Origin of the sequence: Puerhibacterium puerhi (assembly GCF_009846865.1) — a bacterium.
GTDB classification, from domain to species: Bacteria; Actinomycetota; Actinomycetes; order Actinomycetales; family Cellulomonadaceae; genus Puerhibacterium; species Puerhibacterium puerhi.
Window position 1 is genome coordinate 24,624 of sequence record NZ_WUWN01000004.1, and the last position, 25,486, is coordinate 50,109.

The 25,486-nt window shown below is 76.4% G+C and carries 28 protein-coding genes; 14 read left to right on the forward strand and 14 right to left on the reverse strand.

Translation table 11 applies throughout. From position 1 onward, the window contains the following. Nucleotides 1–147: 147 nt before the first annotated feature. From GSF02_RS03705 to GSF02_RS03715, 3 genes are all read left to right on the forward strand, one after another. Nucleotides 148–1,326 carry an alpha/beta fold hydrolase gene (locus tag GSF02_RS03705; protein ID WP_328798993.1) on the forward strand — a complete coding sequence of 393 codons (1,179 nt, stop codon included), beginning with the start codon at nt 148–150 and terminating at the stop codon, nt 1,324–1,326. Nucleotides 1,327–1,416: 90 nt separating this feature from the next. Beyond that, nucleotides 1,417–1,719 carry a 2TM domain-containing protein gene (locus GSF02_RS03710; protein WP_159792891.1) on the forward strand — a complete coding sequence of 101 codons (303 nt, stop codon included), beginning with the start codon at nt 1,417–1,419 and terminating at the stop codon, nt 1,717–1,719. A 280-nt stretch (nt 1,720–1,999) separates the two neighbouring features. Next, entirely contained in the window at nt 2,000–3,838 is a 1,839-nt protein-coding gene (locus GSF02_RS03715) for a sensor histidine kinase (protein ID WP_159792893.1), read from the forward strand. Here GSF02_RS03715 and GSF02_RS03720 read toward each other — a convergent pair. The 4 genes from GSF02_RS03720 to GSF02_RS03735 form a co-directional block, all read right to left on the reverse strand. Continuing rightward, nucleotides 3,835–4,572, reverse strand: a complete 738-nt coding sequence (locus GSF02_RS03720; RefSeq protein ID WP_159792895.1) for a response regulator — start codon at nt 4,570–4,572, stop codon at nt 3,835–3,837. The genes GSF02_RS03715 and GSF02_RS03720 overlap by 4 nt on opposite strands. A 121-nt stretch (nt 4,573–4,693) precedes the next feature. Further along, complete coding sequence (locus GSF02_RS03725) at nt 4,694–5,998, reverse strand: alkaline phosphatase (protein WP_235915340.1); 1,305 nt, start codon at nt 5,996–5,998, stop codon at nt 4,694–4,696. A gap of 190 nt (nt 5,999–6,188) precedes the next feature. Next, nucleotides 6,189–6,452, reverse strand: coding sequence for a hypothetical protein (locus GSF02_RS03730; RefSeq protein WP_159792896.1), 264 nt, complete (start codon nt 6,450–6,452; stop codon nt 6,189–6,191). Nucleotides 6,453–6,531: 79 nt separating this feature from the next. After that, a complete protein-coding gene (locus GSF02_RS03735) occupies nt 6,532–7,017 on the reverse strand; it encodes an Lrp/AsnC family transcriptional regulator (RefSeq protein ID WP_159792897.1) in 486 nt (161 codons plus the stop codon). A 142-nt stretch (nt 7,018–7,159) separates the two neighbouring features. On the opposite strand from GSF02_RS03735, the gene GSF02_RS03740 reads away from it, so the two are divergent. Beyond that, entirely contained in the window at nt 7,160–7,645 is a 486-nt protein-coding gene (locus tag GSF02_RS03740; RefSeq protein WP_159792898.1) for a DUF2000 domain-containing protein, read from the forward strand. A 70-nt stretch (nt 7,646–7,715) separates the two neighbouring features. On the opposite strand, the gene GSF02_RS03745 is transcribed toward GSF02_RS03740, so the two are convergent. After that, the gene (locus tag GSF02_RS03745) at nt 7,716–9,293 is read right to left on the reverse strand and encodes a helix-turn-helix transcriptional regulator (protein ID WP_159792899.1); all 1,578 of its coding nucleotides are present in this window, start codon (nt 9,291–9,293) and stop codon (nt 7,716–7,718) included. A 238-nt stretch (nt 9,294–9,531) separates the two neighbouring features. Here GSF02_RS03745 and GSF02_RS03750 point away from each other — a divergent pair, with 238 nt between their 5' ends. The 3 genes from GSF02_RS03750 to GSF02_RS03760 are packed head-to-tail and all read left to right on the forward strand — an operon-like array spanning nt 9,532 to nt 13,041. Then, complete coding sequence (locus GSF02_RS03750; protein ID WP_159792900.1) at nt 9,532–10,998, forward strand: ATP-binding protein; 1,467 nt, start codon at nt 9,532–9,534, stop codon at nt 10,996–10,998. Continuing rightward, complete coding sequence (locus tag GSF02_RS03755) at nt 10,995–12,728, forward strand: tetratricopeptide repeat protein (protein WP_159792901.1); 1,734 nt, start codon at nt 10,995–10,997, stop codon at nt 12,726–12,728. The genes GSF02_RS03750 and GSF02_RS03755 overlap by 4 nt, the downstream gene beginning before the upstream one ends. Before the next feature lie 10 nt (nt 12,729–12,738). Continuing rightward, complete coding sequence (locus GSF02_RS03760) at nt 12,739–13,041, forward strand: putative quinol monooxygenase (protein WP_159792902.1); 303 nt, start codon at nt 12,739–12,741, stop codon at nt 13,039–13,041. Between the two features lie 44 nt (nt 13,042–13,085). Here the strand turns inward: GSF02_RS03760 and GSF02_RS03765 are convergent, their stop codons facing one another. After that, complete coding sequence (locus tag GSF02_RS03765; protein ID WP_159792903.1) at nt 13,086–13,676, reverse strand: helix-turn-helix domain-containing protein; 591 nt, start codon at nt 13,674–13,676, stop codon at nt 13,086–13,088. A gap of 32 nt (nt 13,677–13,708) precedes the next feature. Here GSF02_RS03765 and GSF02_RS03770 point away from each other — a divergent pair, with 32 nt between their 5' ends. Continuing rightward, complete coding sequence (locus GSF02_RS03770) at nt 13,709–14,707, forward strand: DMT family transporter (RefSeq protein WP_201308777.1); 999 nt, start codon at nt 13,709–13,711, stop codon at nt 14,705–14,707. 23 nt (nt 14,708–14,730) lie between these two features. On the opposite strand, the gene GSF02_RS03775 is transcribed toward GSF02_RS03770, so the two are convergent. Continuing rightward, nucleotides 14,731–15,195 (reverse strand): hypothetical protein, encoded by a 465-nt coding sequence (locus GSF02_RS03775; protein WP_159792904.1) that lies wholly within the window; start codon nt 15,193–15,195, stop codon nt 14,731–14,733. Nucleotides 15,196–15,278: 83 nt separating this feature from the next. On the opposite strand from GSF02_RS03775, the gene GSF02_RS03780 reads away from it, so the two are divergent. After that, nucleotides 15,279–16,211: an LLM class flavin-dependent oxidoreductase gene (locus tag GSF02_RS03780; protein WP_159792905.1), complete on the forward strand. Its 933-nt coding sequence runs from the start codon at nt 15,279–15,281 to the stop codon at nt 16,209–16,211. Nucleotides 16,212–16,240: 29 nt separating this feature from the next. Here GSF02_RS03780 and GSF02_RS03785 read toward each other — a convergent pair whose 3' ends face one another. Next, complete coding sequence (locus GSF02_RS03785) at nt 16,241–17,596, reverse strand: L-serine ammonia-lyase (protein WP_159792906.1); 1,356 nt, start codon at nt 17,594–17,596, stop codon at nt 16,241–16,243. An 86-nt stretch (nt 17,597–17,682) separates the two neighbouring features. Between GSF02_RS03785 and GSF02_RS03790 the strand changes: the two genes are divergently transcribed. Beyond that, complete coding sequence (locus tag GSF02_RS03790; RefSeq protein ID WP_159792907.1) at nt 17,683–18,072, forward strand: SRPBCC family protein; 390 nt, start codon at nt 17,683–17,685, stop codon at nt 18,070–18,072. Nucleotides 18,073–18,090: 18 nt separating this feature from the next. On the opposite strand, the gene GSF02_RS03795 is transcribed toward GSF02_RS03790, so the two are convergent. Continuing rightward, the gene (locus GSF02_RS03795; RefSeq protein ID WP_159792908.1) at nt 18,091–18,627 is read right to left on the reverse strand and encodes a putative immunity protein; all 537 of its coding nucleotides are present in this window, start codon (nt 18,625–18,627) and stop codon (nt 18,091–18,093) included. A gap of 56 nt (nt 18,628–18,683) precedes the next feature. After that, on the reverse strand, nt 18,684–19,091 hold the full coding sequence (locus GSF02_RS03800; RefSeq protein ID WP_235915341.1) for a DUF1232 domain-containing protein: 408 nt from the start codon (nt 19,089–19,091) through the stop codon (nt 18,684–18,686). A 145-nt stretch (nt 19,092–19,236) separates the two neighbouring features. Between GSF02_RS03800 and GSF02_RS03805 the strand changes: the two genes are divergently transcribed. The 3 genes from GSF02_RS03805 to GSF02_RS18510 all read left to right on the forward strand — a co-directional run bounded on the left by GSF02_RS03805 (nt 19,237) and on the right by GSF02_RS18510 (nt 21,211). Next, on the forward strand, nt 19,237–19,821 hold the full coding sequence (locus GSF02_RS03805) for a DUF1269 domain-containing protein (protein ID WP_159792910.1): 585 nt from the start codon (nt 19,237–19,239) through the stop codon (nt 19,819–19,821). Nucleotides 19,822–19,845: 24 nt separating this feature from the next. Further along, nucleotides 19,846–20,565 carry a DUF1345 domain-containing protein gene (locus tag GSF02_RS03810; protein ID WP_159792911.1) on the forward strand — a complete coding sequence of 240 codons (720 nt, stop codon included), beginning with the start codon at nt 19,846–19,848 and terminating at the stop codon, nt 20,563–20,565. Nucleotides 20,566–20,668: 103 nt separating this feature from the next. Continuing rightward, nucleotides 20,669–21,211 carry a putative glycolipid-binding domain-containing protein gene (locus GSF02_RS18510; protein ID WP_201308778.1) on the forward strand — a complete coding sequence of 181 codons (543 nt, stop codon included), beginning with the start codon at nt 20,669–20,671 and terminating at the stop codon, nt 21,209–21,211. A gap of 36 nt (nt 21,212–21,247) precedes the next feature. Here GSF02_RS18510 and GSF02_RS18515 read toward each other — a convergent pair whose 3' ends face one another. Further along, complete coding sequence (locus GSF02_RS18515) at nt 21,248–22,495, reverse strand: Bcr/CflA family efflux MFS transporter (protein WP_201308779.1); 1,248 nt, start codon at nt 22,493–22,495, stop codon at nt 21,248–21,250. Nucleotides 22,496–22,576: 81 nt separating this feature from the next. Between GSF02_RS18515 and GSF02_RS03820 the strand changes: the two genes are divergently transcribed. After that, nucleotides 22,577–23,053, forward strand: a complete 477-nt coding sequence (locus GSF02_RS03820) for a MarR family winged helix-turn-helix transcriptional regulator (RefSeq protein WP_159792912.1) — start codon at nt 22,577–22,579, stop codon at nt 23,051–23,053. A gap of 269 nt (nt 23,054–23,322) precedes the next feature. Here the strand turns inward: GSF02_RS03820 and GSF02_RS03825 are convergent, their stop codons facing one another. The 3 genes from GSF02_RS03825 to GSF02_RS03835 all read right to left on the reverse strand — a co-directional run bounded on the left by GSF02_RS03825 (nt 23,323) and on the right by GSF02_RS03835 (nt 25,406). After that, complete coding sequence (locus GSF02_RS03825) at nt 23,323–24,309, reverse strand: CU044_5270 family protein (RefSeq protein WP_159792913.1); 987 nt, start codon at nt 24,307–24,309, stop codon at nt 23,323–23,325. Beyond that, nucleotides 24,306–24,872 (reverse strand): RNA polymerase sigma factor, encoded by a 567-nt coding sequence (locus tag GSF02_RS03830; RefSeq protein ID WP_201308780.1) that lies wholly within the window; start codon nt 24,870–24,872, stop codon nt 24,306–24,308. Before GSF02_RS03830 ends, GSF02_RS03825 begins: the two co-directional genes overlap by 4 nt. Before the next feature lie 156 nt (nt 24,873–25,028). Further along, a complete protein-coding gene (locus GSF02_RS03835; protein ID WP_159792915.1) occupies nt 25,029–25,406 on the reverse strand; it encodes an ArsR/SmtB family transcription factor in 378 nt (125 codons plus the stop codon). Nucleotides 25,407–25,486: the final 80 nt, after the last annotated feature.

The following is a 25,486-nucleotide window of genomic DNA, read 5'->3' on the forward strand; positions in this document are numbered from 1 at the left end:
CACCACCTGCCGCACCCCGAGCGCCGGCTGCTCCGCGCGCTCGATGACCAGCACGTCGCTCGTCGTCTCGTCCCTCGGGGCACCCACCGGCCCGGCACCGGCCACGCTCCCACCCTCGCGCCGGCGCGCCGACCACCCCCAGGGCCGATGGTCCCGAGACCGCGGCGCGGGGCGGACGCCCTGTCGCCCGGGCGGCGGGCGCGCGAGGATGGACCGACCGCCGCCCCACGGCGTCGAGGACCACGGCGTCGAGGACCACGGCGTCGAGGACCACGGCGTCGAGGACCCGAGACGGGACCAGGAGGTGTCGATGGACGCCGCGCGCAGCACCGCCACCGGACCGCACGACCCCGTCCCGCCGCCGGGCCCGCCGGCCCGCGCGCGGAGCCCGGCCCCTGGGCGCCGGGGACGGCCTCCCTGCGCACCGGCGCCGGCCCGCCGCTGCTCGTGATGCCGGGGCTCGCGGGCCACCCCCAGCCGTCGAGCCGGCTCGAGCGCGCCATGATCGTCGCCTCGCTGCGCGCCCTCGCCCGTCGGCGGGAGGTGTGGTGGGTCGACCGGCGGACCGGGCTGCCCCCGGGCACGACTGTGGCGGACCTGGCGGCCGACTACGCCGCCGCGCTGCCGCGCCGGTTCCCCGGCCCGGTCGACGTGCTCGGCGTCTCCACCGGCGGCAGCGTGGCGCTGCAGCTCGCCGCCGACCACCCGCGGCTCGTGCGGCGGCTCGTGCTCGTCTCGTCGGCGGCGCGGCTGGGGCCCGGCGGGCGCGCGGGGCAGCGCGCGGTCGCGGCGGCGCTCGCGGCGGGCCGACGCCGCGCCGCGGGCGCGGCGATGGCCAGCCTCCTGGGCACCCCGCTCACCGACCCGCTGTGGGTGGCGCTCGGGTGGCTGGCCGGCCCGCTGATGTTCCGCCGGGACTGGTCCGACCTGGTGACCACCATCACCGCCGAGGACGCGTTCGACCTCACCGACCGGCTGCCGGAGGTCACGGCGCCCGTGCTCGTCGTCGCGGGCGACTGCGACGGCTGCTACGGCCCCGGGATCTTCGCCGCGACCGCCGCCGGCGTGCCCGACGGGCGGCTGGTCGTCTACCCCCGCACCGGCCACGCGGGCGTGCAGTCGCACCGGACGTTCACCCGCGACGTCCTCGCCTTCCTGGACGGCCAGCGGGACGACGAGCAGGACGGCCAGCAGGCGGGTCAGCAGCACGGCGCCGAGCACCGCGTCCAGGGCCGGCCAGGGCCACAGGTCCCGGCCGGTGACGCGCACCCGGCGGCACGGGTCCAGGGCCGAAGGTCCCTGCCCCGGTCCGGGCGGCCGGCCTAGCGTCGACGACGCAGGATCCCGGTGCCGGCTCCGCCGCGACGGCGCGGCGGGGGCGGGGCCGCGGAGGACGCCTGCGACCGGGAGGACGCCATGGACCCGTCGCTGAACCCGTCGGCGGACCGGTCGACGCCGCCGGGCCCGGACGACCTGCGCGCCCTGGCGGTGCGGTGCCTGCGCGCCAAGCGCGAGCTGGCCACCCACGCGGTGGCGTACGTGCTGGTGAACGCGATGCTGGTCGTGTTCTGGTTCATCACCGGCGCGAGCTTCTTCTGGCCGGTCTTCTCGATCCTGGGCTGGGGCATCGGTCTGGTCTTCCACGCCTGGGACGTGCTGGCGCCGGGACCGTCGGAGGCCCGCATCCAGGCCGAGATGGACGCGCTGAGACGGCGCTGAGACGGCGCTGAGACGGCGCGCTGAGCCGGCGCCGGGAGCCCTTGGTCCCCCGTTCCCCGGGCCGGCGGACCACGAGGCCCCGGGCCCGAGGTCCCTGTCGCGGCGGCGCGGGGCGCCGGACGCTGGTGCAGCGGGCTCGTCGCGGGCAAGGGTGCCTGGGCGGGCCCGACCAGCAGCCCGACCACCCACCCGACCAGCAGCCCGACCGGGCCTCCCGCCACGTGTGCCGGAGGACTAGCGTGACCATGTGGGGGGCGACTCTCTCACGAGGCGGTCGGTCATGGCTCACGACGGAGGGGCGCGGGACGAGGGCCCTCCGGGCGACGGGGTGAGCGAGCAGGACCCGGGCGGCGAGCGCCACCTGCTCCCCCAGCTCCCGCTCGACGAGCTGCTGGACGACCTCGAGGCCCGCGTGCGCACCATCCGGGCGGCCCGGCGCAACCTGGACGTCCTGGTCGAGGCGATCGTCGACGTCGGACGGGGCCTGGAGCTGCGCCCGGTGCTCGAGCGCATCGCCACCGCCGCCGCGCACCTGGTGGACGCCGCGTACGCGGCGATCGGCGTGATCGGCGACGGGGGCATCGCGGAGTTCATCACCGTGGGGCTCAGCGAGGAGGAGATCCGCGCCATCGGGCCGTACCCGCACGGTCGCGGCATCCTCGGCGAGCTCATCCGCCACCCCGAGCCGCTGCGGCTGCACGACCTGACGGCGCACCCCGCCTCCTACGGCTTCCCGCCGCACCACCCCCCGATGCGCTCCTTCCTCGGGGTGCCCGTGCGGGTGCGCGACGTCGTCTGGGGCAACCTGTACCTGACGGACAAGCGCGGCGGCGGCGACTTCTCGCTCGACGACCAGCGGCTCGTCGAGGCGCTGGCAGCGGCCGTCGGCGTCGCGATCGACAACGCCCGGCTGTTCGAGGACGCCCGCCGCAGCGCCCGGTGGCTGGCCGGGAGCGCGGAGCTCCCCCGGCAGCTGCTCTCCGGGACGGACCCGGCCAAGGTGCTCGAGCTGTTCGTGCAGGAGGTGGCCGAGGTCGCCGAGGCCGACCTGGTCGCGATCTCCCTGCCGGCGCCCGACGGCGAGCGGCTGGTCGTCGAGGCCGCGGTGGGGCAGGACGTCGTCGGCACGACGGTGCCGCTGACCGGGACGTTCTCGGCCGAGGCGTACTCCTCCGGGACCGTGGTGGTCACCGCCGACGCGCGCCACGACCCGCGCTCGACGCTCGTCGTCGACGCGGCGGGCGCCATCGGTCCGGCCGCCGTGCTGCCGCTGGGCGAGCCCGGCCGCACCCGGGGCGTGCTGGCCGTGGGGCGCCGCGCCGGCCGGGCGGCGATCGCCCGCACGGTCGTCGACGCCCTCGCGGCGTACGCCAACCAGGCGGCCGTGGCGCTGGAGCTGGCGGAGCGGCGCCGGGACGCCGAGCGCCTGGCGGTGCTGCGCGACCGCGACCGCATCGCCCGGGACCTGCACGACCTGGCGATCCAGCGCCTCTTCGCCACCGGGCTCTCGCTGCAGGGGGTGCTCGACCGGGTGCCCGACGACGTCCGCGACCGCGTCGACGCCGCCGTCGTGAGCATCGACGAGACCATCGCGCTGATCCGCACCCAGATCCTGGGCCTGCAGGCGCCGCGCCGCTCCACCCCGCCCACGGGCGCGCGGGCACGGGTCATCGCCGAGGTCGACCGGGCCGGCGACGTGCTCGGCTTCTCGCCGTCCCTCCGGTTCGCCGGGCCGGTCGACGCCGCGGTGCCGCCGCGGCTCGTCGACCACGTCGTCGCGGTGCTGCGCGAGGCGCTGGCCAACGTCGCCCGGCACGCCGCGGCGTCCGCCGTCGAGGTCGACGTGCGCGTGGGCGAGCGGCTGCGCGTCCGCGTGCGCGACGACGGCTGCGGCATCGCCGACGGCGGCCGGCGCAGCGGCCTGGCGAACCTCGCCCAGCGCGCCGCGGAGCTCGGCGGCACGCTCGACGTCGCGCCGGGGCCGCCCGGGACGCCCTGGGGCACGGTGCTGGACTGGGTCGTGCCCCTGGCGAGGGAGCCGGCGCGCGCCACGGTCCCGGGGCCGGGGACCGCTCGCGACGGCGACGGCGACGGCGACGGCGACGGCGACGACCGCTAGCGCGGCCCGCGGTACGCCGCGCGCCCCCCGCCCTCCTCGCCGGCGAGGCGCACCGCGAGCACCGCCGCCTCGACCCGGCCGCGCAGGCCCAGCTTGGTGAGCAGGCTCGAGACGTAGTTCTTCACGGTCTTCTCCGCCAGCCCCATGCGGGAGGCGATCTGGCGGTTGGTCAGCCCCTCGCCGATCAGGTCGAAGATGCGCCGCTCCTGGTCGGTGAGCGTCGCCCGCGGGTCCTCCCGCGGCGCCGGGGGCCGCCGCATCCGGGCCATCACCTGCGCGGCGGCCTGGGCGTCGAGCGTCGACCCGCCGGCGGCCACGGTGCGGACGGCCTCCACCAGGTCCGAGCCCCGCACCTGCTTGAGCACGTAGCCGGCCGCGCCGGCCATGATCGCGTCGAACAGGGCCTCGTCGTCGGGGAACGACGTCAGCATCAGGCACGCGGGCGGGTGCTCGCGCGAGCGCAGCTCACGGCACAGGCTCACGCCGTCGCCGTCCGGCAGGCGCACGTCGAGCACGACGACGTCGGGGGCGGCGGCGGGCACGCGGGCGAGCGTCTGGCGCACGTCCGCGGCCTCCCCCACGATCTCCATGTCGTCGTGCGCCGTGAGCAGCTCGGCCACGCCGCGGCGCACGACCTCGTGGTCGTCGACGAGGAACACCCGCACCGGCCTCGCACCCGCCACGTCGCTCACCGCCTCGGCCGCCGCCTCGTCCACCGTCGGGCCGCTCACCATCGAGTCTCGTGCCGGAGCCGCCGGTGACGCACGCGGGGGCGTGAGCCGGCGCCGCCCCGGCCCGGGGCGAGGACGCCCCGCCCGCGCGGGGCCCTCGCCAGTCGAGGGCCCCGCGCGGTGCTCAGCCGCGCCCGCGGCCGAGCATCGCGGCGCGCACCGCGTCGTGGACGTCGGTGTTGCGCTGGGCGCCCGCCAGCCCGGCCGCGCCCGGCCCCTGCGCGGTGACGGGCGTGGCGTCGCCCGTGTGGCCGCCGGTCGTCCAGTCGACGGTGAACTGCAGGTCGGTGCCCGGGATGTCGTACGGCCCGTCCTCCGTGGTCGGGTCCTGGCCGGACTCGTCGGTGTCGTCGACGTTCTCGATCGCCAGGCCGCCCGTGGCGTGGTCCCCGACGACGACCACGAGCGTGCGCGGGTTGCGCTCCTGGAACTCCAGGGCCAGCCGCACCGTCTCGTCGAGGGCCTGGCCCGCCTGGATGGTGCGGGTCGCGTTGCTGCGGTGGGCGAACTCGTCGACCGCCTCCTCCTCGACCAGCAGGAAGAAGCCGTCGCGGTCGTGGGACAGCACGTCCAGCGCCTTGGCGGTCATGTCGACCAGGGGCACCTCCGGGTCGTAGAGGTCGCCGTCGCCCTCGTTGCGCTGCTCGAACATCTCCTCGTTGGCGAACAGCCCCAGCAGCTTGCGCCCGCGGGCGTCCGCGAGGCCCTCGGCGTCGCTGACGTACGTGTACCCCTGCCGCTGCGCCTGCCGCACGAGGTTGCCCTCGGTGCCCTTGCTGGCCTCGGTCGGGTCGGTCGCCGGGGCGTCGGGCCAGCGGCCCGGGTCCCCGGCGGGGTACCACCAGTCCTCGCCGCCGCCCAGGATGACGTCGGGCTTCGAGGACTCGAGGAACTGCCGTGCGATCTCGCTCTGGTCGGCGCGGTCGGGCACGTGGGCCCCGAACGCGCCCGGGGTGGCGTCGGTGACCTGCGCGGTGGTGACCAGGCCCGTGGCCTTGCCGGCGCGCCGGGCCTCCTCGAGCAGCGTCGGCACCGGGTTCTTGTCGAGGTCCACGCCGACGGCGCCGTTGTAGGTGCGCACGCCGCTGGCGAAGGCCGTGGCGCCCGCGGCGGAGTCCGTGACCGCCTCCTCGGGGTCGGCCGAGTCGGTGTACGCCCAGCCGGCGTGCTCCAGGGAGTCCATCGCGAGCTGTCCCTCGTGGCCCACCGTCGCGATCCGGATCAGCTCGCGCTGGGACATCCCGAGGCCGTCGCCCTGGATGAAGATGACGTTGCGTGCCCGCTCCGACGCGCCGTGGCCGCCTCCGCCTCCCCCGCCGCCGCGGCCGCCGTCGAGCGGCAGCATCGCCGTCCCGATCACCGCGGCCGCGGCGAGGCCCGCCACGCCCGTCGTCCGTAGTGCCTGTCGTGCGGTCTCTCGTGCGCCCATGACTCCTCCTCGACGGTCCCACCCCGCGGGAGGCTCCCTGCGGGGCCGCGCGCACCGCGCCCGGCACCCTGGTCGAGCGCTCGGCCGACGTCCTCGTCGGCTCCGCCACGGTATGACCGGCACAGGCCACCGGCACGCGGGGCGCGAGGCCACGGCGCGCACCGGTTGCGCTACGCCCGGGCGCTGCCCGTCAGGCGGGCCGCGGCAGGTGCGTCACGGCGGCGTCGTCGGGCAGCGCGGCGCGCGAGGCCGGGTGCTCGACGAGGGCGAGGACCCGCGACGACATGAAGCGCGCGGTGCGCACAGGGGTGCCGCTCCGGGTGGTCTCGGCGACCTCGACGACGCCGCGGCCGTGGCTCACCTCGACCCGGCGGCCGGCGCGGGTGGCCTCGACCTCGTAGGTGCGGGTCGACCCGCCGGCGTCGATGACGATCTCCACTCGGTCGCCCTTCACGGGTCTCATCTCCTGGGGCAGAGGAAGGGTGCGCTACCTGGTACAACCCTGCGCGCAGGTGCGGTTGTTCCCCACGTGGTCAGCCGCGCCGGCGGCGCACGGGCGCGGGCGGCTCGACCGACCGGGCCTGCAGGTGCTCGTAGACCACGGAGGTGCGCACGTCGGCGACCTCGCGCCGCTCGGTGAGCCGGTCGATGACGAACGAGTAGAGCGCGTCGTTGTCCGGCACCGCCACGTGGACCAGGAAGTCCTCGGTGCCGCTCGTGACGAACAGCCCGAGCGTCTCCGGCAGCGCGGCCGCCCAGGTGCGGAACCCCTCGATGTTCGCCCGCGACGGCGGCCGGATCCGCACGGCGACCAGCGCCTGCACCGGCCGGCCCAGCGCGCCGAGGTCCACCTCCAGGCGCGCGCCGCGGATCACGCCGCGCTCGCGCAGGGAGCGGGTCCGGTCCAGCGCCGTCGTGGGGGCCACGCCGACGACGGCGGCGACGTCGCGGTTGGTCCGGCGCGCGTCCTTCTGCAGCTCGCGCAGGATCGCCAGGTCGAGGGCGTCGAGCTCCACCACGGGTCCGAGCGTAGCCGTCGTCCGTACGGAGGTCGACGCCAGCGGTCGTACATCGTCTGGGCCAGGACGTGGCTGCGGCGCGGGCGGCGACGATCGTCCGCCCGCGCCGCACGACGCACGGGGCGCCTCCTACGCTCGCCGCATGAGCACTCCCGTCAGCACCCCCGCAGCCGTCGGGTTCGAGCCCGACGAGATCCGCACCTCCGAGCCCACCCGGTCCGCCCGCCTCAAGTGGGTGGTGGTCGTCGACGAGGCGCTCCCGCCGGGGCGCGCCGCCAACGCCGCCATCTGCGTCGCCGCGGCGACCGCCACCGACGTGCACGGGCTGCGCGGGCCCGACGCCGTGGACGCCGAGGGCGGCGTCCACCCCGGCCTGCCGTGGGCCGGCTGCACGGTGCTGACCGCACCGGCCGCGCAGCTCGCCGCCATCCGGGCCAAGGCCGCGGCGTCGCTCGGGGTGTACGTGGCCGACATGCCGGCCGCCGCCCAGCACACCCGCGTCTACGACGAGTACCTCGAGGCGGTGGCCGCCGCCGGGGCCGCCGACCTGCCGGCGTACGCCGTCAGCCTCGTGGGCCCGCGCAACCGGGTGGACAAGATCGTCGGCCGGCTGCCGCTGATGTCCTGACCCCTCGCCTGGCCGACCGCCGTCGCGGCATCAGCAGCGGTCGGGACGCCCGAGGGCACGGCGAGGGGCGTCAGCCGACGAGGAAGCCGAGCGCGGCACCACGCGCGAGGGCCGCGTCACGGCTCTGCACGCCGAGCTTGCGGTACAGCGACTTCACGTGGGTGCGCACCGTGTTGGTGCTGACGTGCAGGGCGCGGGCGACGTCCGACGTGGTGCTGCCGTCGGCGAGCGCCCGCAGCACCTCCCGCTCGCGGTCGGTGAGGACGACGATCGCCAGGGGCAAGCCGGCCCGGGGCCGCGGCCGCGCGCCGGTGGGCGTGATCAGCTCGGCGGGGTCGGTGCCGGTGAGGCGGCAGAGCTCGGCGAGCGTCTCGTGCGGCAGCACCGTGAACGCCCGCCCGAGCCCGTGCACCCACAGCTCCAACGCGGACCGGAAGGACCGGGCGGCGCTGTCCGCCTCTCCGTCGAACAGGTGCGCGACGGCGAGCACGAGCTGGAGCTCCTGGAGGTCCCGCGGGCTCGCGGCCGGGTGGCGCAGCGCGCGGGCGGCGACGGCGACGGCCTGGTGCCGCTGCCCGGCGCGCAGGTGCACGGCCGCCGCCGCGGCGGCGAGGTCCGGCCGGCGCGAGACGTCGCCGAGCACGGCCAGCACGTAGGTGCCCTCGCCGCTGACCACCAGCAGGTCGGCGTACGCCCGCAGCAGCACGGCGGGATCGCCCTGCTGCGGACGCCGGCCCACGCCGTGGGCGAAGCCGGCGGCGTCCAGCCGCACGAACGCGTCCGTCGGGCCGCGGAACGTCAGCTCGTACGCCAACCAGGCCGCCGCCACGTGCGGCCACAGGTCGGTGGCGTCGGTGCCCTCGCCCGCGCGGGCGAGGGCCTGCTCGGCCGCCGGCCGGTCCAGCCGGTCGATCGCCAGCAGCGCCTCGGCGACGAACGCGCCGGTCAGCAGGTAGCGGTCCAGCCACCGCGGGACCGGGCCCAGCGCCGCGAGCCGGTCGAGCCAGGCCGCCGCGAGGCGGTGGTGGCCGCGCTCGGCCGCGAGCATCGCCAGGACCCCGCACGCCGCGGCGCCCGCGAAGTGCTGGAACGGCGCCGGCCCGGCCTGGGCGTAGGCGCGCTCCAGGTGCTCCACCGCACCGGCGGCGTCGTCGGCCGCCACCCGGCCCAGCCCCCGCTGCAGCGCCACCAGCCCCGGCCGGCGCCGGGCCCCGGCACGCGCCTCGGTCAACCGGGCCACCCGCTCGGCAGCCTCGTGGTCGCCGCGCCACCGCGCGGCCTGCATCGCCAGCACCCCGGCGGTCACGGCGTCGGGCGCCGCCGCGTACGCCCCGAGGCGGCGCTCGGTCCGGGAGCCGTGCAGGGCGTGCGAGCGCTCGACGCGCCGCACCTCCGCCGGGTCGTCGGCGTGCAGGAAGCGGTGCGCGAGCAGCCCCGTCACCAGCAGCCGCGGGCGCTCGGTCAGCCGCCGCGGCGGCACCTCCGCCAGCGCGTCGAGCAGCGGCCGGGCGTACCGGGCGGGCAGCTGGTACCACAGGCGGTCGCTGAGGTCCTCCAGCGCGTCGAGGTCACCGCTGCTCAGCGCCGCACGGACCGCGCCGTCGACGTACGGTGACGCGGGGTTGGTACGGACAGGTATCGACGTCATCGCAGGTCCCCCGGTTCCGCGACGTGCCTGTCGAGCCCCGGGCCCGCCGACACCGGCGCGGACGGCAATGGTCGACGCACACAGCACGGTGATCCCATCTCGACAGACGGTTCGTAGTGAGCCCCCACACACCACTGCAATCCCGCACCGCACTGTATCCGCTTGTATGCCACGGGCGACATCCCGGGCCCGATGACACACTGAGGGCCGACCCCGCCGATCACATCCCGGAGCCCGCATGACCGACGTCCTCGACGCCCTGGCCGCCGCCGTGGCGGCCGCCCCGGACAGCGCCCCGCTGCGCGTCCACTACGGCAGCCTGCTGCACGACGCCGGCCGCCACGTCGAGGCGGTGGAGCAGGCGAGCGCCGCGCTGCGCCTCGTCCCCACCGACGGCGACGCGCTCGCGCTGCTCACCCGCGCGACGACGGCGCTGCAGGCGGCAGCCGTGCCGACCGAGGCGCCGACCGAGGCGCCCGCGGGGCCCACGGAGGTCGTCGAGCAGGCCATCGAGCAGGTGGCCGAGCAAGTCGCCGACGAGGTCGTCGAGGACCTGGCCGAGCCGCTCGAGCCCTTCGCGACCGTCGAGCCGCTCGACGCCCCGGACACGGTCGAGGGCGCCGCCGTCGAGGCCGCCGACCAGGCCGACGTCGAGACCGACGTCGAGACCGACACCGAGGCCGACATCGAGGCCTCCGTCGACTGGAAGGCCCTCGAGGCGGAGGTCGGCATCGACGTGCCGCCCCCGTTCGTCGCGCCGGAGCGGGCGGACGACGCCCCGCTCGTCCCGGCGCGCGACGACGAGCCCGGCGACGGCGCGGACCTGCTCGACGTGGCGCACGAGACGGTGACGCTCGACGACGTCGGCGGTCTCGAGCCGGTCAAGCAGCGCATCCGCGAGGCGTTCCTGGAGCCGATGCGCAACCCGGCGATCGCCAAGGCGTTCGGCAAGTCGTTGCGCGGCGGCCTGCTGCTGTACGGCCCGCCCGGCACCGGCAAGACGTTCCTGGCCCGCGCCGTGGCCGGCGAGCTCGGCGCGCGGTTCCTCACCGTGACGCTGGCCGACATCCTCGACCGCTACCTCGGCGAGAGCGAGCAGAACCTGCACGCGCTGTTCCAGCGGGCGCGCCAGCTCGCCCCGGCGGTGCTGTTCCTCGACGAGGTCGACGCCATCGGCGGCAAGCGGTCGCAGTACTCGGGCTCGGGCGGCATGCGCACCGTGGTCAACCAGCTCCTGCAGGAGATGGACGGCATGGGAGCGGACAACGACGGGCTGTTCGTGCTCGGCGCCACCAACCACCCGTGGGACGTGGACACCGCGCTGCTGCGGCCCGGCCGGTTCGACCGCGTCGTGCTGGTGCTGCCGCCGGACGCCCCGGCGCGCGAGGCGATCCTGCGCCACCACCTGCGCGGCCGCCCCCTGGCCGGCATCGACCTGGGCGAGCTCGTCGACCGGACCGACGGGTTCTCCGGCGCGGACCTGGAGCACCTGGCGGCGTCGGCGGCCGAGAAGGCGATGATGGACTCGATCGCCACCGGCGAGGTCCGAGCCATCACGATGGACGACCTGCGCGCCGCGCTGCGCGAGGTGCGCCCCTCCACGACCGCGTGGCTGCAGTCGGCGCGCAACGTGGTGCAGTTCGCCAACAACGATGGCCGGTACGACGACCTGGCGGCCTACCTGCGCAGCCGCCGCATGCTGTGAGCGCCCCCGGCGCCGGTGCGGTCGGCGGTGCCGCGGGCGCTCCCGCGGCCGGCGGCCCCGCCGTCGACGCCGAGGGCGTCGTCCGCCGCGCCCGCCTGCTGGCCGAGGCCGGGCGCGTCGAGCGCGCCGTGGAGCTGGTCGACGAGGCGCTCGGGCAGGAGCCCGACAGCGGGTACCTGCTGATCGCCGCGGCCTCGCTGCGCCTGCAGACGGGCCGCCCGCGCGAGGCGCGCGAGATCCTCGAGGCGGTCACGGCCGTGGCGCCCGAGCTGCCCGGCCCGCTGTACCTCCTGTCGCGGGCGCGGCAGGAGACGGGCGACCTCGACGGCGCCCGCGCGAGCATCGCGGCGGCGCTCGAGCTGGACCCGTCCGACGCGGTCTACCACCTGCAGCTCGCCGACGTCGTCCTCGACGCCCGGCCCCGCCGCAAGGACAAGGCGCTGGCGCGCGAGCGCATCGCGTCGGCCCGGGAGCTGGCGCCCGAGGACCCGGACGTGCTGCTGGAGTGCGCGCGCCTGCGGATGCGGCTCGGCGACGGCCTCCAGGCCCTGCAGCACGTGCTGCAGGGCCTGGAGGTGGCCCCGGAGCACGAGGGGCTGCGGTACGCCGAGGCGCAGCTGCGGCCCGACGACGCCGCCCGCGCCCGCGGCCTGGGCGACGTGCTCGCGGCCAACCCGGCGCACACCGAGGCCGCCTATTGGCTGCACGTCAGCGCCGTGCAACGGCTCATGCACATCGCGGACGCGCCGGTGTGGACCGGGGTGGTGCTGGCGTGGGCCACCACGCTGGCGATGGCGGACGGCTGGTCGCTGGTGGTCACGCTGGTCAGCGCCCTGTGCCTGCTGCGGCTGGCGACGGGCGCGCGCCGGTCGGTCGCGGTCACGCGCACGATGCCGCCCGGCTATGCGCGGCGGACCGCGACGCACGGCCGCCAGCCGTGGCTGCGCCCCCTCCTCGTCGGCGCGGCGTGGGCGGGGGTCGTGGCGGTTGCCGTCGCGCTGCTGTTCGTGCGCGACGCCGTGGCGGTGCGCTGGGTGCTCGTCGCGCTCACCGTGGTCGAGCTGGTCGGCGCCGCGGGCAGCGCGCTGGTGCTGCGCTCGGTGTGGCGGTCGGCCGGCGCGTCCGGGCTGTACCCGGCGGGCGACGTCGGCGTGCAGCGCGTGGACCGGCTGCGGGTGCTGGCCCGCTCGGTGCTCACCAAGCGGCTCGTGGTCGCCGCCGCGATGACCCTGGTGGCGCTCGGCTCCGGCCTGCGGACGGGGCGCGGCGACGCGCTGGGACCCCTGGCGGTCGGCGCGGGCGGCACGGTCCTCGCCGTCGTCGTGCTGATGTGGGTGCAGCGGCGCACGGTCGCCCGCCTGCGGTCCGACGGCGCGGCGGGCGGCGGGCGCCCGGCCGGTGCCCACGGCGCGGGCGGCGCCGCCGGGCTCGTGGCGGCCGGCGCTGCCGCGGCGCTGGCCGTGGTCGCCGGGCTGGCCGCCCTGCCCGTGGGGCCCAACCGGTACGACGCCGACGGCACGTACGCGCTGACCGGCAGCAGCCCGCGCTCGGGCGGCTCGGGGCTCACCGACCGGGAGCGGCAGCTCATCGAGGACCTGCGGACCCGCGGACCGCAGCCCTACCCCACGCTCGACCTGCCCGAGCTGGACGGCCTGGAGGGGCTGGAGGGGCTGGACCTCGACGGGGCGGGCGAGCCCGCCGGGCAGCCCACCGCAGAGCCGGTTGGCTAGGGTGTGCGGCGTGACCTTCGCGAACGTGGGGACGCTCGGCGCCGTCGCCGGGAAGCGGGACGAGCTCGTCGCCCATCTGACCCGCCGCAGCACCGCCCTGGGCGAGGCCGGCTGCCTCGCCTACGAGGTCGGCGCCAACGACGACGACCCGGACACCGTCTACGTGGTCGAGCTGTGGGAGAGCGCCGAGGCGCACCGGGCGTCGCTCGCGCTGCCCGAGGTGCAGGCGTCGATCGCCGCCGCGCGCCCGCTGCTGTCCGGCCAGTTCGGCGGGTTCCGCTTCGACGTCGTCGGGTCGCCGCTGCGGGACTGAGCGGCGACGGCGACTGAGCGGCGCGGTCGCGCGCCGTCGCGGCCCTAGCTGACGACGATCCGGGCGAACCGCGCCGTCGTGGTGCCGGTGTTGACGTACGCGTACTGCTGCGCGCTCGAGCAGACGCTGTGCTGGCCGGCCTCGAGGTCGGTGTGGCCGCCCTCCTGCTCGATCCGGACGCTGCCCTCGGTGACCAGCACCATCTCGTGCCAGCCGTCCGGGTCCGGCTGGGCGTCGTACCGGTCCCCCGCGCCGAGCGTCCAGACCCACAGCTGCGCCTCCTGGCGCGCCGGCACCGAGGCACGCAGCACGCCGACGCTGTCGGCGCTCGACCCGCGCCAGGCCACCTCGTGGAGGTCGAGGTGCGACGCCGCCGGCGCCGCGACGAGGTCGACGAAGGTCACGCCCAGCGCCTCGGCCAGCCGGTCCAGGCCGGACAGGCTGATGTTCGCCTCCCCCGCCTCGAGCTTGATGATCGTGCGCCGGCTGACGCCCGACCGCTCCGCCAGGGCTGCCTGGCTCAGCCCCGCCGCGCCGCGGTGCCGCCGCAGGTTCGCGCCCACGTGGGCGAGCACGTCGGACGCCGGGGCGTGCGCGGGGTGGGCGGGCTCGGCGGGGTGGGCGACGTCGTCCATGTGCACCATTCTGCACTGTAGAGTTGTGCAACATGCTGCACAACCGTCGCCTGCGGATGGGCCGCCCCTCCCGGGAGGAGCTGCTGCTCGTCCTCATCACGTTCGTCTGGGGCACCACGTTCCTCATCGTGCACGTGGCCATGGGCCACAGCGGGCCGTGGTTCTTCGTCGGGCTGCGGTTCGCCGTGGCGGGTCTGATCAGCGCAGTGATCTTCCACCGCGCGCTGCGCGGGACGCGCTGGCGCGACGTCGGCGCCGGCGCGTCGATCGGCGCCATGATCTGGCTCGGGTACGGGCTGCAGACCGTGGGCCTGCAGACGATCAGCAGCAGCACGTCGGCGTTCATCACCGCGCTCTACGTGCCGCTCGTGCCGCTGCTGCAGTGGCTCGTGCTGCGCCGACGCCCCTCGCGCACCACGCTCGTGGGCGTGGCGCTGGCGTTCGTGGGCCTGATGCTGCTGGCCGACCCCGGCGCCGTCGGGTTCGGGCTCGGCCCCGGCGAGGTCGCGACGCTGGTCAGCACCCTGCCCATCGCCGCGGAGATCATCCTCATCAGCCTCTTCGCCGGCAAGGTCGACCTCGGGCGCGTCACGGTGGTGCAGCTGCTGACCGCCAGCCTGCTGTCGCTAGCCACCATGCCGGCCACGGGCGAGGGTCTGCCGGCGTTCTCCTGGGTCTGGCTCGCCGCCGCCGTCGGCCTCGGGGCCGCGAGCTGCGCCATCCAGCTGACGATGAACTGGGCGCAGCGCTCGGTCTCCCCCACCCGCGCCACGATCATCTACTCCGGCGAGCCGGTGTGGGGCGGGATCATCGGCCGCATCGCCGGCGACCGGCTGCCCGCCGTCGCCATCGTCGGTGCCGTGCTCATCGTGGCCGGGTCGCTGGTCAGCGAGCTCAAGCCGCGCCGGAGCGGGCCGGAGACCGCGGAGCCGGCGCCGCTCGCCGGCGGCCCTGGCGACGGTGCCGCCGACCCGCGGCCTGACGTCCCTGCCGGCACGGCTCGGACGCCGGAGCCGGCGGTCCCCGCCTGAGCGCGGGGCCTGCGCCCGCGGGCTCAGCCGGCGTCGGGGCCGACGACGACCGCGTGCCACGCGCCCTCGCGGTCGGCGCCGAAGCCGTCGACCCGCACGCTCGTCGCGTCGGCCACGGGCAACGAGACCTCGTGCTCGTCCGGCCCGCACTGCAGGTCCCTGTGCTCCTCCGTCGTCGAGGACGACACGCCCGTCACCTCCACGATGAAGCTCACGGTGCCCTCACCGAGGCACGCCAGCCGCACGCCGTCCACCCGCTCCGGGCGGGGGTAGGTGACGCTGATGCCCTCGTCCGGTCCCGGCTCCGGGTCCGCGGGCCCGACCGGCGCGCTCATGACCCCGAGCGAGACGTCCGCCGCGGCGTCGCGCTCGCTCATCCAGCGTTGGACCTCGTCGGGGTCCGCTCCCTGCGGGGCGGTGCACGCCGCAGCCCCGAGGGCGAGGAGGAGCACGGCGGCGGCTCGCGGAGCGACGGTGGCCCGGGTCATGCGGGCATGGTAGCGGCGCGGGTCGGGCCCCGGCGGCGCGGCGCGCCACGGCCTGCCGCCGCTCCACCTGCTAGAACTGCCGCATGACCCACCGGCCGCAGATCGGCGTCGTCCTGCCCCGTGACCTGCCCGCCCCGCGGGTCCTCGAGTACGCCCGCACCGCCGAGCGGCTGGGCTTCGACGAGCTGTGGGTGGTGGAGGACCTCGGCTTCCGCGGCGGGCTGGCGCAGGCGACCGCGGCGCTCGGTGCGACCACGCGCATCCGGGTCGGCATCGGCATCCTGCCCGCCGCCGTGCGGAGCGCCGTCTTCGCCGCGATGGAGATCGCCACGCTCGAGCAGCTGTTCCCGGGGCGCACCGACGTCGGCATCGGCCACGGCATGCCGGGCTGGATGCGCCAGGCCGGGGTGTGGCCGCAGCGACCGCTGACCTTCCTGTCGGACTACGTCACCACGGTCCGGGCGCTGCTGAGCGGCGCCGAGGCCGACGGCGTGCGCCTCGATCCCTCGGCCGTGCCCGCCGCCGTGCCGCCCCTGCTGCTCGGGGTCCGCGGGCCGCGGTCCCTGGCGGCGTCCGGGAAGGTCGCCGACGGCACCGTGCTCGCCGAGCCGTGCACGCCCGAGTACGCGGCCGCCGCGCTGGCGGCGATCGCGCCGGCCGCCGAGCACCGGCTGGTGGCCTACAACATCGGGGCGGTCGACGACGACCCGCGGGCCGCGCTCGCGGCCGCCCGCCCCGGCCTGGAGTGGATCGGCGAGCCGGACTGGGCTCCCCACCTGGCACCGCTGCCCTTCGCCGCGGAGCTCGCCGCGCTGCGGGAGCGCTGCGCGACCCGCGAGGAGTTCGTCGCGCAGCTGCCCGACGCGTGGGTCGGCGCCCTCGCGCTGGCCGGCACGCCGGACCGGGTGCGCGAGCGGATCGGCGAGCTCGGGGCCGCGGGCGTGACCTCCAGCGTCTTCTTCCCCGCGGGGCCGGACCCGCTCGCGGCGCTCACGGCGCTGGCGCGGGTGCTCTGAGCGGGCGCGGGTGCTCCGAGCGTCGGCGCTCAGCACTCGACGACGTTGACGGCGAGCCCGCCGCGGCTCGTCTCCTTGTACTTGTCGCTCATGTCGGCCCCGGTCTGACGCATCGTCTCGATCACGGCGTCGAGCGAGACGATGTGCGAGCCGTCGCCGTGCAGCGCCAGGCGCGCCGCGGTGACCGCCGTCGTCGCGGCGATGGCGTTGCGCTCGATGCACGGCACCTGCACGAGCCCGGCGATCGGGTCGCAGGTGAGCCCCAGGTGGTGCTCCATCGCGATCTCGGCAGCGTTCTCCACCTGCGCCGGGGTGCCCCCGAGCACCGCGCACAGGCCGGCGGCGGCCATGGCGCACGCCGAGCCCACCTCGGCCTGGCACCCGCCCTCGGCGCCCGAGATCGACGCGTTCGCCTTGATCAGCGACCCCACGGCCGCCGCCGTGAGCAGGAAGCTCCGCACCCCCTCGATCGAGGCGGACGGCTCGGAACGCCAGTAGTGGCGCAGCACGGCGGGCAGGATGCCGGCCGCGCCGTTCGTCGGCGCCGTCACGACGCGGCCGCCGGCCGCGTTCTCCTCGTTGACGGCGAGCGCGTACACCTGCAGCCAGTCGCCCTCGACGTGGCGCCCCTGCGCCTCGGCGGCCTCGAGGCTCGCCCGCATGGCGGCCGCGCGCCGGCGCACGCCCAGGCCGCCGGGCAGCGCGCCCTCGGCCGTCAGGCCGGCGTCGACGCAGGCGCGCATGGCGGCCCACACCGCGTCGAGCCCGGCAACCACGTCCGCCGGGTCGCGGCGCGCGGTCTCCGCCGCCCAGGCGACGTCGGCGATCGACGCCCCGTCGCCGCACAGGGCGAGGAGCTCCGCGGCCGAGCGGAACACGGGCCCCTCCGACCCGCCGGCCGTCCCGGGCGGCTCCTCGCCCGCACGCCGGACGAACCCGCCGCCGATCGACTCGTACGTCTCGTCGAGGGCGGGCTCGTCGGAGCCGTCGGCCCACGCGCGCAGGCGCAGGGTGTTCGGGTGGCCGAGGCGCCGCACGCGCGGCGCCAGGACCACGTCGGCGCTGTCGAACGGCACGGGGACCACCCCGCCGAGCAGCAGCGGCCGACCCGCCGGGTGGCCGGACCACGCGCCGCGCACCGCCGCCGGGTCGCACGTCTCGGGCTCGAGCCCCGACAGCCCCGCGACCAGGGCGTCCGGCGTCCCGTGACCGAGCCCGGTCGCGGCCAGGGACCCGTACAGCTCGGCGCCGACCCGGGCCGGGCTCTGCGGCAGCGCGGCCAGCACGCGGCGCGCGAAGTCGGCGCCGGCGCGCATGGGCCCGACCGTGTGCGACGAGGACGGGCCGATCCCGATGGAGAACAGCTCGAGCGCGGAGACGTACACGCCCTCATCCTGGCCCGTCCGCGACGATGTCGCCGCCGCCCCCGCCGCCCTACCCCCGCGGCGGCCGCCTTGCTAGCGTCCCGGGCATGCGCAGCCGCCACGTCAGCCTGGTGATCGCTCGCTGCCCCGCCGAGGTCTACGCGTTCGCCGCCGACCCGGACAACCTGCCACGGTGGGCCGCCGGCCTGGCGCAGAGCGAGGTCCGCCGCGACGGCGACCGGCTCGTTGCGCGGTCGCCGATGGGCGAGGTCACCGTCACGTTCACGCCGCGCAACGAGTACGGCGTGCTCGACCACGACGTGACCCTGCCCTCCGGCGCGGTCGTCTCCAACCCCCTGCGTGTGCTCGCGCACCCGGAGGGTGCCGAGGTGGTCTTCACGCTGCGGCAGCTCGACCTGTCCGAGGACGCGTTCGAGCGCGACGCCGCGATGGTCCGCGCGGACCTGGAGCGCCTGCGGTCCCTGCTCGAGGGCTGACGCCGCGGCGGCCGCCGCTCAGCGGCCCTCGCGCAGCGCCGCGTCGAGCACGCTGAGGAGCTGCGACGCCCGGCTGCGGCCGGCCGGCGCGGGCGGGTACCGGCGCAGCACGTCGACCAGCACCGGCGTCGCCCGCGCGCGGGCCGCCTCGAGCGCCCGGTCGGCGGCGGCCGCGTCGCCCGCCTCGAGCTCCGCGATGCGCGCCGCGTTCGCGGCAGCGCGCAGGATGTGGCCCACCTGGGTGGCCTGGGCGATCGGGTGCAGGTAGGCCGCCGACGCCGCGTCCCCGGCGGCCTGGGCCGCCAGCCGCGCGGCCTCGTCGGCGGCGGCCCCCGCGGCGCGGTGCGCGTCCATCGCGGCGGTGCGCTGCAGCGCCGACCGCGGCGCGCCGTCGACGAACACCCGCGCGGCCTCGAGCGCCGCACGCGGCCGAGGGTCGTTCGGGTGGGCGGCCTCGAACACCCGCAGCACGGGCGCGGCGGACTCGGTCGCGTAGCGGGCGACCTCGCGCAGCTCGTCGGCGGTCAGCTCGAAGTCCCCCGTCGAGACGGTCACGGTGCGAGCCTAGCGACGGCCGCCCCCGGCGGGCTGCGCGCGCGGGACGGGCGCCCTCAGGCGGGCAGCCGGGCGACGCGACGCAGCGCCGCGAGACCGTCGGGCGTCCCGGGCCAGTGCCGGGCGACGGCGTCGGGCCCGGCGCGGCGCACGACGGAGCGCAGCACCAGGGCCACGACGAGCGCGTCGTCGGCGTAGCCGAGCACGGGGACGACGTCGGGCACCAGGTCGACCGGCAGCGCGAGGTAGCCCAGCAGCAGCCAGAGCCGCACGCGCACCCCGCGCGGCAGCGTGCGGTCGGCGGCCAGGCGGCGTACCAGCCGCAGCACGTCGGGCAGGAGCCGGAGCAGCTCGCGCAGGCGCAGCTCGTCCGGGCGGGTGGCCCACAGCGCCGCGACGAGCAGCAGCCAGAGCAGCACGAGGCCGCCCACCGCACCCACGAGGGTCCACGCCCAGCCCGGCACCGCCGCTCCCCTCGTCGGTCCTGCGCTCCACGTCCCACCGTCGGGCTCCGGGGCCCGCGCTGTCACCCGATTCGGGTGACCACACCGGTGTAATTCTCGCCGAGCATGACGACGTCCGCCGGCTCCCGCCGCCCAGGAGGACGCGATGTCGACGCTCACCGTCTGGAAGTTCGACTCCGCCGACGGCGCCGAGCGCGCCATGCGCCGGATCGCCGACGCCCAGGCGGACGGCCTGCTCGTCGTCGACGACGCGGCCTGGGTCTCATGGACGGGCGCCGAGGACGCGCGGACGCTGCTGCCGCAGTCGGGCGGCAGCCTCGGCACGCTGTCGCGCCGGTTCTGGGCCCTGCTGTTCGCCGCGCTGTTCCTGCTGCCCCTCTCGGCAGCGGCCGCCGGCACGGGCCTCGGCGCGGACACCGGCGTGGCGGAGCTCGGCGTGACCGAGCTCGGCGCGGACCTGGCCCCGCCGGTGGTGCTCCAGGAGGTCGGCATCGACGACGGGTTCATCCGCGAGGTGCGCGACACCGTCGTCGCCGGCACGTCGGCGCTGTTCGTCCTCAGCCACGACGCCGTCGTGCACCGCCTGCCGGACCCGTTCGCCAGGACGCACGTCGCCCTGGCGCAGCGGAGCTTCTCCCGCGCCGAGGAGGCCCGGCTGCGCGCCGTGTTCGCGCCCGGCGACGCGGCGTCGGCGGTCCCCGCCCCGGGGCGTGTGCTCCCGCCGTCGTGACCGCGCCGCCCGCACACTGGGGCGGTGTCACGAGGCCGCCCCCGAGGGGACTTCTTCCGCGCCTGGGTGAGCAGCGTCGTCGCCGCCCTGGCTGCCGTCGGGGCGATGCTCCTGCTCACCCGCGTGGGCGACGTCGGCATCTCCACCGTGACCGAGGTCGTGGTGACCACCTTCGTGTTCATCTACCCGGTCTACGCGGTGGTCTACGTGGGCTGGAGCACCTGGGCCTACTCGCGGCTCGACGCCGCGCGGCTGCACGACGTCGCGGCGGCGGAGCACCGGGCCGAGCAGCGCCCGCTCTACCGGACGCTGGGGATGACGGGCACCGTCAACACCACGCTGACCGCGGCCGTGGTGGCCGTCGTCGTGACCATCGGCATCGCGCAGAGCCCCGCGTTCCGCTCGCAGCAGCTCTACCTGCTGCTCGGCCTGCTCACCGTGGCCAGCGCCTGGGCGCTCATGGTCTTCGCGTTCGCCCAGGCCTATGTCCGGCTGGTCGCCCGCGCGGGCCGGGGCGACGGGGCCGGGGCGCCGATCCGCTTCCCGTTCGACGACCGCCCGCGGTTCGGCGACTACCTCACGCTCACGCTGCTCATGTCGACGATGGCGGCCACGGTCTCGGCCGAGATCTCCACGCGCCCCGCCTGGCGGCTGGTGCGCGCCAACGTGCTGGTCGCGTTCGTGTTCAACACGGTGATCATCGCGATGACCGTCTCCCTGCTGTTCGGCAGCATCGCGGCCTGAGCCCGCGCGGCGCTGGGGCCTGCGCCGGGGCCTGCGCTGGTGCCTGCGCGACGCGCCGGCCCGCCCGGTGGTGACGGCCCGCCCCGCGCGGGGACCCTGGAGCATGGTGACGTTGCGCTGGGACGGCCTGGAGTCGGGCAGCACCGAGACGTGCACCGTCCGCGACACCGACGACGGCGTCCTCGTGGAGGCCGTGGTCCGGGGCCCGTCCGGTGACTGCGCGTACACGCTGAGCGCCGACGCCCGGTGGCGGTTCCGCGCGCTGGACGTCCGGCTCGGCGGGCGCTCGGTCCACGTCCGGTACGACGTCGACGGCGCCGCGGACGGTGCGGAGTGGACCGTCGACGGGCAGGTGCGCCGCGACCTGGCCGCCGCCCGCGAGGTGGACCTCGCCGCCTCCCCGCTGACGAACACCCTGCCGATCCGCCGGCTCGTGCTGGAGGTCGGCCAGAGCGCCGACATCACGACGGCCTGGGTCGCGGTGCCGGAGCTCACGGTGGTGGCCGACCCCCAGCGGTACTCGCGGCTCGGCGACCGGCAGTACCGGTTCGAGTCCCGCGACTCCGACTTCGAGCGGGTGATCACTGTCGACGAGCACGGGCTGGTGGTCAGCTACCCGGGGCTGTTCGCCCGCAGCCCCGGGTAGGACGCCGCCCGGGCGGCGGGGTGCCCGGGGGTGGCCTCAGGCGGCGGGCGCCGTGCGCGGGCGGGCGAGCAGGAACGCCCCGAGCGCGACGACGGCGGCAGCGACCATGACGACGGCGAGGGGCACGGCGGTGCGCTCGCCGCCCAGGCCGACCAGCGGCGACACGAGCGCCGCGAGCGCGAACTGCAGCGCGCCCAGGACGGCGGAACCCGTGCCGGCCGCGCGCGGCACGGCCGCCAGCGCCAGCGCGGTGGCGTTGCCCAGCACCAGCCCCAGGCTCGCGACGGCGACGAAGATCGGCACCGGCAGCAGCGCCGCCGGCGCACCGGTCAGGACCAGGACCACGAGCGCCAGAGCGCCGGCCAGCACCAGGCCGAGCCCCACGCCGAGCAGCCGGCGGGCCGGGCGGGTGGCCGCGAGCCGGGCGGAGAGGGCGCTGACCACGAGCAGGCCGAGCGCCGTCGCGCCGAAGACGATGCCGTAGGCCACCGCGCTCATGCCGATCATCACCTGGTACACGAACGGGGACGCGGAGATGTAGGCCATCATCACGGCGAAGGCGAACCCGAAGGCCAGCGTGTGGCCCAGGTAGGCGCGCGAGAGCAGCGCCCGGACGGGCGATCCGGCCGCCCGGGCGTCGGACGCCGTCGACGCCGACGCCGCGGCCCGGCTGCGGCGCTCGGCGGGCAGCGTCTCGCGCACGACGACGAGGACGGACGCGAGCATCACGGCGGCCAGCGCCGCGACCACCCACAGGATGCCGCGCCAGCCGACCGCGCCGACCAGCAGGCTGCCGACGAACGGGGCGAGGATCGGCGCGATGCCACCGACCATCATCATCACGCTGAACGCGCGGGCGGCGGCCTTGCCGGTGGCGAGGTCGGAGATGATCGCGCGGCCCACCACCATGCCGGCGGCGCCCGTCAGGCCCTGCACCAGCCGCGCCGCCACGAGCACGGTGACGTTCGGGGCGAGCGCGGCGACCACGCTCGCCGCGACGCACAGCACCGCGCCCACGACGAGCGGGCCGCGCCGCCCCCACCGGTCGGACAGCGGGCCGAACACGAGCTGCCCGGCGGCCACGCCGACGAGGAACGCGGTGAGGGTCAGCTGCACCTGGGTCGCGTCGGTGGCCAGGTCGACGGTCATGCGCGGGAACGCCGGCAGGTACAGGTCGGTGGCGAAGGGGGCGAGCGCGGACAGCAGCGCCAGCACCACCAGAAGGCCGGGGGTGATGGGCGCGGCGACGCGCGGCGACGCGGGTGGCGCCAGGGTGTCGGTCATGACGGGAGGCTCCGGTGGGTCGACGGCAGTAGTTGTATTTGTACAACTACCATGATCCGGGGGCGCCGCGTAGTTGGACCCGTGCAGCGCGACGACCGCCCCGACGAGACCGCCTCCGCCCGCGCCGAGGCGATGGCCGACCTGGTCGACCTCGTCGTCAACGTCGCCCGGGAGGTGCGCCACCACGGCGCGCGGGACGCGGCGGTGGTGCGGCTGACCTCCGCCGAGGGCAACGTCATGCGCTACGTCGACAGCCACCCCGGGGCGAGCGCCGGCGAGGTGGCCGAGGCCACCGGCCTGCAGCGAAGCAACCTCAGCACGGCGCTGCGGAGCCTGCAGGCGAGCGGCCTGGTGGAGCGCCGGGCCGACGACGTCGACGGGCGCGCGGTCCACGTCTACCCGACGCCGAAGGCGGCGGAGAACCTCCGGCGCCTACGGCGGGAGTGGGCCGAGCGGGTGGAGGCGGCCCTGGGCGGCGAGGTCGAGCACCTCGAGGGCACGGTGACCCTGCTGCGCGCCCTCGAGGAGGGTCTGGTGGCAGCGCGTCGCGAGGGCTGAACGGGCACCTCCAGCCCACCGGCAGCGAAGCTGCGGAAGGAGGGCGTGCGCCAAGAGGACGTCAACGAGCTGGTTGTTTGGCTCAGGAAGGCCCAGGCGGGGCGTCGTCTGGTTCCTCAGCGCAGCTACCGCGACTTCCGGTTCGGCCCGCCGCCCGAGGACTCCGAGCCGCAGGGACTGCAGCAGTTCCCGACCAGTCGGGACTGGTGAAGTGCACATGACGAAGGACCGCACCCGGATGCCCGGGCGCGGTCCTTTGCCTGCATTCCTCAGCAGAACCGTTCGGGGACCGATCCAGGGCCGCAGATCGGCGGCTGGGGTGTAGGGGCAGTGTCGCGCGGGCCCTGCTCCAGCACGGTGCTGCGAAGGGGCTCCACGCCCTCGACGAGGAACCGGCTCTCCAGAAGTGCGCCGGTCGCCGGGTCGAGCACCAGCACGTCGTGCCCCAGGCGCCTGTCGCTCAGGTCCAGCTCGATCGCTGTGCCCTCACGCCCGGCGGCATCGGTGGTCCTGCCGAGCAGGTGCGTGCCGGGGACGGCGGCGAGCACCTCCCACAGCGCCCGCCGCAGCTCGGGGCTCGCGGGGCTGTTGCGCAGCATCCCGGTCACCACCATCCACATGTCGTAGTCGCGGCCATGATGCGTCGGGCCCAGCCGGCCCTCGATCACCAACTGCAGCTGGTCTGAGTCCGTGGGCAGGTCCATCAGCTCCTGCCAGGTGAACATCGCCTCCTCGCCGAACGTCGGAACCGTTGCTCCGTCTTCGCCCGAGTTCGAGAGGTCCTCAACCCGGACCAGCTCCGGGTCGAGGTGGTCAGTCCCTTCGCGCTGAGCCTCCTCGGCGGCGACGTATTCGTCGCGCATGAGGAACGTGTCGGGCGCCAGCCACACCTCCCGCTCGTACGGGATGGTGTCGGGGCCGTCCGACTGCGACCGGACATACCAGTACTGGCCCTCGGCCACCGGCTGCTCCGCGGCGTTGCTCGCGGCCTCCAGCAGCACGTGCTCGGCGGATGCGGGGGCGGTGGCGAGCACCCCGGCCGACACCGCGGCACCCAGCGCGGCCACGACGGCCGCGATCCGGATGCCGAGCCGGCGCAGACGTGACCTCGCGGCACCGGCGGCCGGAGGGACCGCGGTGATAGTGCGCAGCAGCGCCTCCGCCCGCACGGACTCAGTGGCGGTCAGCTCCGTCGTCGGCACCGGATTGGCATCGGCGAGGCGTCGCAGGATCGGGTCGTCGAGCAGGCGGTTCACGGCTGTCCTCCTTCGACGGCGGTGGCCGTCGGTCGCAGAGCGGACGTGGCGGTGGCGGTGGCGTCAGGGGCGACGTCGACGTCGTCCACCAGACGCCTGAGGCGCCGACGAGCTCGACTGAGCCGGACGGAGAACGCCGCCCGCGTGCACCGCAGTACCTGGGCGGCCTCTCGGCCGGTCAGCCCGTCCCAGGTCACGAGCGCCAGCACCTCGCGGTCGGCATCGCTCAGCCGTGCCCAGGCCAGGTGCAGATCCAGGGTGCTGGTCGCGGCAGCCATGGGGTCGTCATGGGTGGGCACCCGTTCGGTGCCGATGCGCAGCGTGAGGCGGTCCCGCCGCCCTTGGGCGCGGCGGTCGTCGGCGAGCACGTTGCGAGCCACGCCGAACAGCCAGGGGCGCACCTCGCGCGGCACGTCGGCCCACCGGTTCCACGCGATCGCGAACACCTCGGCGGCGAGGTCCTCGGCGACGTCGCCGTCCACCCGCCGTCGCATGAACGCCAGCACGTCCGGGTAGGTGGTGCGGAACACCTCGCTGAACACCACATCTGGGCCGGCCGTCACGGCCTCATCCTCTGTCTCACACCCATACATCGTCCGCAGGCGCCCAAGTGCAACACCAAGATTTGATCGTGCGCCCCGGCGGCCGCCGACCCGCTGTTCGTAAACCACCGTTTATGAGCTCCGGGTTCACAGGCCCGGGACTGGTGGCGCTAGGCGTCAGCGCGCCATCGCGGGCGTGAGCGCGGCCTGGGTGGCCTGCTCCACGAGGCTGCGCGCCTGCGGCGCGATGGCGTAGTAGGCCCACTTGCCGCGCTTCTCGCGGGTGACGAGCCCGGCCTCGACGAGCACCTTCATGTGGTGGCTGACGGTGGGCTGGGCCAGGCCGACCGGCTCGGTGAGGTCGCAGACGCAGGTCTCGCCGGCGTCGGCGGCGGCCACGATGGACAGCAGCCGCACCCGGGCGGGGTCGGCGAGGGCCTTGAAGGTCCGCGCAACGTCGACGGCCGCGTCCGGCGCCAGGCCGGTGCCGCCGGGCGCGCAGCAGGCAGCGGCGTCGGCGGTCGCGCGGTCGAGGGCGATCGGGATAGCGGCCATGGACCCATCTTGCCACGCATCGATGTTTGTGGATACGTTCCGTCCATCACGTATCGAGATCGATCGATGGATGGGGTGGG

Coding starts and splice junctions, on each gene's coding strand:
- GSF02_RS03805 (WP_159792910.1), top strand. CDS start 19,237: ATGTCGACGCTCACCGTCTGGAAGTTCGACTCCGCCGACGGCGCCGAG.
- GSF02_RS03835 (WP_159792915.1), bottom strand. CDS start 25,406: ATGGCCGCTATCCCGATCGCCCTCGACCGCGCGACCGCCGACGCCGCT.
- GSF02_RS03745 (WP_159792899.1), bottom strand. CDS start 9,293: ATGACGTCGATACCTGTCCGTACCAACCCCGCGTCACCGTACGTCGAC.
- GSF02_RS03740 (WP_159792898.1), top strand. CDS start 7,160: ATGAGCACTCCCGTCAGCACCCCCGCAGCCGTCGGGTTCGAGCCCGAC.
- GSF02_RS03710 (WP_159792891.1), top strand. CDS start 1,417: ATGGACCCGTCGCTGAACCCGTCGGCGGACCGGTCGACGCCGCCGGGC.
- GSF02_RS03780 (WP_159792905.1), top strand. CDS start 15,279: ATGACCCACCGGCCGCAGATCGGCGTCGTCCTGCCCCGTGACCTGCCC.
- GSF02_RS03725 (WP_235915340.1), bottom strand. CDS start 5,998: ATGGGCGCACGAGAGACCGCACGACAGGCACTACGGACGACGGGCGTG.
- GSF02_RS03765 (WP_159792903.1), bottom strand. CDS start 13,676: ATGGACGACGTCGCCCACCCCGCCGAGCCCGCCCACCCCGCGCACGCC.
- GSF02_RS03705 (WP_328798993.1), top strand. CDS start 148: ATGGTCCCGAGACCGCGGCGCGGGGCGGACGCCCTGTCGCCCGGGCGG.
- GSF02_RS03775 (WP_159792904.1), bottom strand. CDS start 15,195: ATGACCCGGGCCACCGTCGCTCCGCGAGCCGCCGCCGTGCTCCTCCTC.
- GSF02_RS03715 (WP_159792893.1), top strand. CDS start 2,000: ATGGCTCACGACGGAGGGGCGCGGGACGAGGGCCCTCCGGGCGACGGG.
- GSF02_RS03750 (WP_159792900.1), top strand. CDS start 9,532: ATGACCGACGTCCTCGACGCCCTGGCCGCCGCCGTGGCGGCCGCCCCG.
- GSF02_RS03770 (WP_201308777.1), top strand. CDS start 13,709: ATGCTGCACAACCGTCGCCTGCGGATGGGCCGCCCCTCCCGGGAGGAG.
- GSF02_RS18515 (WP_201308779.1), bottom strand. CDS start 22,495: ATGACCGACACCCTGGCGCCACCCGCGTCGCCGCGCGTCGCCGCGCCC.
- GSF02_RS03790 (WP_159792907.1), top strand. CDS start 17,683: ATGCGCAGCCGCCACGTCAGCCTGGTGATCGCTCGCTGCCCCGCCGAG.
- GSF02_RS03720 (WP_159792895.1), bottom strand. CDS start 4,572: ATGGTGAGCGGCCCGACGGTGGACGAGGCGGCGGCCGAGGCGGTGAGC.
- GSF02_RS18510 (WP_201308778.1), top strand. CDS start 20,669: ATGGTGACGTTGCGCTGGGACGGCCTGGAGTCGGGCAGCACCGAGACG.